3 protein-coding genes and 1 pseudogene are annotated in these 5,954 nt (G+C 58.9%); 1 reads left to right on the top strand and 3 read right to left on the bottom strand.

Annotation, left to right across the window (positions count from 1 at the left end):
- Window positions 1-730: 730 nt before the first annotated feature.
- The 3 genes and pseudogenes from virD4 to NKJ37_RS31665 form a co-directional block, all read right to left on the bottom strand.
- Window positions 731-2,476, bottom strand: a complete 1,746-nt coding sequence (virD4, locus tag NKJ37_RS31655; RefSeq protein WP_352776418.1) for a type IV secretion system ATPase VirD4 — start codon at window positions 2,474-2,476, stop codon at window positions 731-733.
- A 247-nt stretch (window positions 2,477-2,723) separates the two neighbouring features.
- A complete protein-coding gene (locus NKJ37_RS31660; RefSeq protein WP_245273324.1) occupies window positions 2,724-3,500 on the bottom strand; it encodes a hypothetical protein in 777 nt (258 codons plus the stop codon).
- 301 nt (window positions 3,501-3,801) lie between these two features.
- Window positions 3,802-4,084 (bottom strand): annotated as a pseudogene (locus NKJ37_RS31665) (IS3 family transposase); the annotation flags it as partial.
- Window positions 4,085-4,510: 426 nt separating this feature from the next.
- Here NKJ37_RS31665 and NKJ37_RS31670 point away from each other — a divergent pair.
- A partial coding sequence (locus NKJ37_RS31670; RefSeq protein ID WP_352723436.1) for a potassium transporter Kup occupies window positions 4,511-5,954 on the top strand: 1,444 nt, incomplete at its 3' end.

Here is a 5,954-nt window from a genome sequence, read left to right on the forward strand (position 1 = left end):
GCTGACGTAGATGTTAGCTACGGAGGCACGTTGGCCGCGTGACAGTGAGCTATGCTGGAGATTGGGGTGACGAGGCTGATCAAGCCTTCCAACAGTACCAGCCTGATCAATTACGGCGAGAGCTACCGGTCCGGAGATCGCATCAGCCCCTCTCTGCATATGCACGCGGCCGCCTGAATTGCCGATTTCGCTCAGCTGCTGCTGAATGGCGACGGCTTGCGGCGTATTCAGGGCCCTATGCGTCTGCGCTGGCCACAACAGCGCTGTGGAATGTTCATTGGGACGACTCACTCGGGTGGCAGGTGGTTGCCCTGGTCAAGCGCATCCGGCGAGGGGCGGATCTGCTGTTGGCTGGCAGCCAAGACTGGGGGCGGCGGCCCGAACTCCGGCGTCCCAGAGCTTGCGAAAGCCTCCGACACGCTTCTGTTGAGGTCATCCCGTCCAGCGGGCATCCCTGGGTTGCTGAAAAAAGACGAGGCGGCTTGATGATCCTGCCCTCGCTGAAGCACCTCGCGAACCCCCCTGTTCCAGTCGCAGAAGCTCCTCTGGATTGGTTGGCGGCTCGTCAGCTCGACCATCGAACAGCGGCCGGAGCGCCTCGGACACGTGCTGCTCAAAGCCCACTTGCCGGGCTTGGCCTGCTTGCCCCTCTTCCAAGCCGACGTCCTGCACCTGCGACAAAGCTGTTACACGGGATGGATTTTTTCGCGGGGTCCACACCAGCCTCACATCAAACTGTATCGTCAAAGTCCTGCGCCAATTCACACAGCGGGTCATCGAGTTGAGATTCGGCGGAGAGCGCGTCCTCTGCTCCCGTCAAGGGCGCCGGCTCCGGGAGGGCGCCTGTCTGGCGTTCAAAGATGCGTTTCAGAATGCGATCCGAGAAATAACGCACCTTCCTCAATTTTAATGGTGGCAGACCTTTGATGAGAACAATCTCGTAGTCGTCATCGAGCAGCCGAACCTGTTCGGGACGCAATAGCGGTGCACCTTGATGTGAATTCTGAATGGTCCAGTCGAACGTTCGCGCCTGGCTGTGGGAAATCGATTTGGCTTCAAACGTGTATTCACCGATGGCCTTGGAAATGTAGTTCGGAGTCTCATCATCAGCCGTGGCCATGAACACTTGCAGTCCGGTATTGCTGAGAAAATTCTGCTTGCCAGCCTCTCCATAAGCCCCCGTCAGTGCCGAAAGGCTTTGGATGATGAGCATGAAACGCCCCTTGTAGCCCGCGATAGTCGTGATTGCGGTCTCGATCGCCTCCAGCTTACCCAAGTGCTTGAACTCGTCGAGCAGGAAGAGAACCTCGTGCTTTTCATCCCGGCGGGCCAGCGACCGCTGCAGAATTGAAACGATTTGCTGAAAAAACAAGCGTATCAGAGGCGCGATCACCTCAAGGTCGTTCGGACCAACGCAAAGATAGATGCACGTTCTGCGACGGCGAAGATCATAGACCGAAAAGTCCGAGCGACTTGTGGCCGCCTTTACAGCGGGATCCGCCCACAGGTTGAGCCCGCCATCGCCGAGCACGGACGTGTAGGAGGTTAGGATTTTCGTATCGTTCCCCGCCATGTCGTCGAAGATGCGTTGTGCCTCTTTGTTCTGGGTCTCCATGGCGAGTCGCGCGAAGAGCTTAAACTTCTCCCCCGGCTGGGCGAAGAGGTCATAGACGGCGCCGATTGTTGGCGTGCCCCGCTCGATGCAGGCAAGTATTCCCGCGACAAAGATATCTCGCGCGCCGCTGACGAAACCTTCCGCGCCCTCCCCCTTGGCCGTAATCAGGTTTGCGGCCAAGCGGCGGGCTTCGGTGAATTGCTGCTGTGGAGGCAACGCTATAAGATCCAACAGCGGATTGTAGCAGTTTGTGCGCCGCTCCGAATCCAGCGGCGCGAATTTAAACACGTCGTCACCTGCGGCTTTGCGCGCCCTCGAGGTGAGCTCAAAGAGCTCCCCCTTGACGTCCAGAGCTATCACCGAGCCTTTGAATGTAAGTAGCGTTGGAATGACTATGCCGACGCCCTTGCCAGCGCGGGTCGGTGCAACGATGAGGCTGTGAGGCTGCTCGCCATTGGTCAGGTAGTAGCCAGGCCAGAAAGGCGCACTTGTCTTCCCAAACACCGGCCCTGTCACGCCACGGTATCGTCGCAGATATCCCGTGCGTCGCATTTCATCCACTCGAGCCCAACGAGCCGTCCCGTGGTGTTCGAGCTTGCGGCGCAATACGATCTGCTGAATCAGCAAGAGGACCGCGGACGTCGAGAGCACGATAGCCGCGCCCCGATAGAAAACGGGGGTTGCGAAACCCAAATAGAAGGGCGTCTCAAACCAAAAGGCACGGACATCAAACGCCATCAGAGCCTCGCCGCTGCCGCCGTGGCGGAAGGTTGCGTAAAGACTTGCCGCACAGAAGCCCACGGCGAGTGAGCACGCGATGCTAATGGCTATGTTGGGGGGCGTCGTTTTTGTTGAAAGCATTGTTCCATTGCCGGATTAGCCGTAGCTAATGCTGCGCGTGCTTCAGAGACCGAACCGGCGTCGCGCGATGTCGCCGCTCGACAGATCGATGCCGCAGTGGGTGGTGCGATGCTTGCAGCGCATCACCCGGCAGACGTGGTTTTTGAAAGTTACACTAAGCAGGTACGTCAACGGCCAGCGAATTGGAAACGGCAAGGCCGTAAACGGAATTCGGGAGAGAAAGCGTCACTGTACCATGGCCGAGACCTCAACGGCCGGAGCGATCTCTGCTTCTGGTGGCCTCCATTAGGTCCTCTCGGGCGTGATTGAAGGCGTGGTTTATGGACCGCCCGATTTGAGCACCCCGCTGCAGCTGTTCATAGGAGGTTTGCGGGCCTACTGTATCACGGACTGCAGCCTCAATACCTGCTATGTGGCCGTCCAGATTCGCACTCCGTTCCTCTGCTGCATGCTGCGGCGGCGGCATGTGCGGCAAGATGTCTTGCATGCCGGGAAAAACTGAGTGAGCTTGGGCCTGTTGGTTTGCGTCTAACTGTTGATACATGTTGAGAATAGCATTGGATGCCATCATCCTGACATTGCCATCCGGATCAGAAGAAGCCAATCCAATGGCCTGATCAAGAATGCGAGATTTGTTTTCGTCAGTAAACTTACTGAAGTGTGGCGCAACGTAATAAGCTCCGAGAGCTTGCGACGGCGGATCCATGTTGCCAATGCGATTAACAATAGCATCTTGCAGCCCTGGCGTTAGGTAATCGCCTAAATTACTGGCCGCTCCGACTTTCTGCAATGCTATGTCATCCGTGCTGTACCCCAATTCGGCTGTTAATGTCGCGGCCAGATTGATGGCTGATCGTCCAAGCCGATTGGTCCGCCTTTCAAATCTCGCGAGGTCAGTTTCTGGCCCGGGTTGAGTGCCCCGAACGGCTGTTCGCTCGTGCGTCCCGAGGCCTTTGAAGCCCCCAAGATTTCGCGCTGTATCGCGCGGGTTAGCGGTTACCAGCCGTTCTGCAACATCGCTCAATGGCCCCTCTGGAACGTCACGGAGGCTACTGCTCCCCACGCCTTGAGATGATCTTGCAGCTGCACGTGCCCGTTTGTTATCGCGATCCATTGCTCGCCTCCAAAGTAGTTATTCTACCCAATGAGGTTACCACCGAAGCTTGACCTGCTAAACCGATATGATGTTACAGTTGTAGTATGGCAAAGGGTTCCCAGCTCTGTGGGTCTGCCAAGTGCCCGTCCAAGCCGAAGAAAATACGATGAAGCTGGCATCAAATGCGATGTGAACTGCCCCGGGCATTCCGGTGGCCGTTTCGTTTGAGTCACGCGGCTATGGCTGGTTCATCCAGCATGGCGTAGTAGCGTTCCTCGGCTTCGGCCGGCGGGATGTTGCCGATGGGCTCCAGCAGGATTGTTGAAGCAGTCGACCCATTCGAGCGTGGCGAACTCGACGGCCTCGAATGAGCGCCAGGGTCCGCGTCGATGCATCACCTCGGCCTTGTAAAGACCGTTGATCGTTTCCGCGAGAGCATTATCGAAAGAGTCGCCGACACTGCCCACTGCGGGTTCGACGCCGGCCGCCGCCAAGCGCTCGGTGTATTGAATGCCGAACCCTAGAGAATCAGCCCTCAGAGCCTTTGGTAATAGACCGACCCCTCGCACCTGTTTGGGCTGGGTGTACAAGTCAGGTTTTCATCAGGTTGGACGAGTATGTCTGGCAGCCAGAGCGCGACCACTTCCGTGCCCGCCCGCTCGTCTGGCAGACACACAAAGGAGAAAGACATGCCGTCAGCTACAAGCAGCGCCATCGTTTCCTGCCGCAGATCATCGCCCATCCGGTCTGGCCCTCCTTCAGGTCCCCTTGGCCTGTGTCTCGTCGAGGAAATGGCCCGGGAGCGGGATCGTGGTTTCGTATGAGACAATCCGCCGGTGCGGCAACAAATGCGGTCCGCATACGGAGCCATTACGTCGCGGCACTTGATATTGCAGTGCAGCAAAGGTAGAGGGCCGCCCCTTATCGGAGTGTCGTCCATGGTCCTTACCAATACTGGTAGCGAGGCAGAACCCGTCGAACAGTCGAGCCATCCGGCAATCGAACAGCAAAGCCCCGAGGTGCTGATGCTAGGCGCGCTCGGCGTTGTCTATGGCGATATTGGCACCAGCCCGATCTACGCGTTCCGTGAGGCGCTGGTGGCGTCGTCGGGCGGCAATGTCGCCGAGCGCGGCGATATCCTCGGCGTTTTGTCATTGATCATCTGGTCGCTGACGATCATCGTCACCATCAAGTACATCATGTTCGTGCTGCGCGCCGATAACGGCGGCGAGGGCGGCGTGCTGTCGCTGATGGCGCTGGCGCGCGGCAGTTTCCCCAAGCGCTCGGCGCTGATGCTCGGCATCGGCATCGTCGGGGCATCGCTTTTCTTCGGTGATGCCGTCATCACACCGGCGATATCGGTGCTGTCGGCGGTTGAGGGCATGAATGTCGTCACGCCGACCTTCCAGCCCTATGTCGTGCCGCTGACACTGGTCATTCTTACCATGGTGTTTGCGGTGCAGCGCTTCGGCACGGGCGGGGTAGGATTGGTGTTCGGCCCGGTGACGGCGGTGTGGTTCCTGGCAATTGGCCTTTCCGGGCTCAACCACATCATCGCCGATCCGGAAATCCTGTGGGCGGTGAGCCCGCACTACATCGTCGCCTTCCTGATCAATTCGCCCGACGTCGCTTTCGTGACCATCGGCGCCATCTTCCTCGCCGTCACCGGCGCCGAAGCACTCTATGCCGATCTCGGCCATTTCGGCCGCAAGCCGATCGTGCTGGCCTGGCTGGCGATCGTGTTTCCCTGCCTGCTGCTCAATTATGCCGGGCAAGGCGCCTTCGTGCTGGCCAAGAATGGCGTCGTCGGCCATCCATTCTTCGAGATGAACGAAGGCTGGACGCTGATCCCGATGGTCGTGCTGGCGACGGCCGCGACTGTCATCGCCAGCCAGGCGGTCATCTCCGGCGCCTTCTCGCTGACCCGGCAGGCGGTGCAGCTCAATATGCTGCCGCGCCTGGAAATCCTGCACACCTCGGAGAAGCAGTCGGGCCAGATCTACATGCCGCGCGTCACTCTGTTGCTGGCGCTGGCGGTGATGCTGCTGGTCGTCGGCTTCGGCGAATCCAGCAGGCTGGCGTCGGCATACGGCATCTCGGTGACCGGCAACATGCTGGTGACGACGGTGCTGCTGTTCGTCGTCATGACCCGGATCTGGAAATGGCGGCTGTGGGTGGCGGTCGCCATGACGGCGCTGTTCGGCTTCATCGATGTCGGCTTTTTTGCCTCCAACATCGTCAAAGTGTTCGAGGGTGGCTGGGCTTCGCTGGCGGTGGCCTTCACCATTGTGCTGGCTATGTGGACCTGGGTGCGCGGCAGCCGCTATCTGTTCGACAAGACCCGCCGCAACGAAATCCCGCTCGATTTCCTCGCCGGCAATC

It is taken from the genome of Mesorhizobium sp. M0140, from assembly GCF_040322475.1.
Classification (GTDB): domain Bacteria; phylum Pseudomonadota; class Alphaproteobacteria; order Rhizobiales; family Rhizobiaceae; genus Mesorhizobium.

Excerpts from the sequence above, each read along its gene's own strand:
- virD4 (WP_352776418.1), bottom strand. The coding sequence starts at position 2,476 with ATGCTTTCAACAAAAACGACGCCCCCCAACATAGCCATTAGCATCGCG.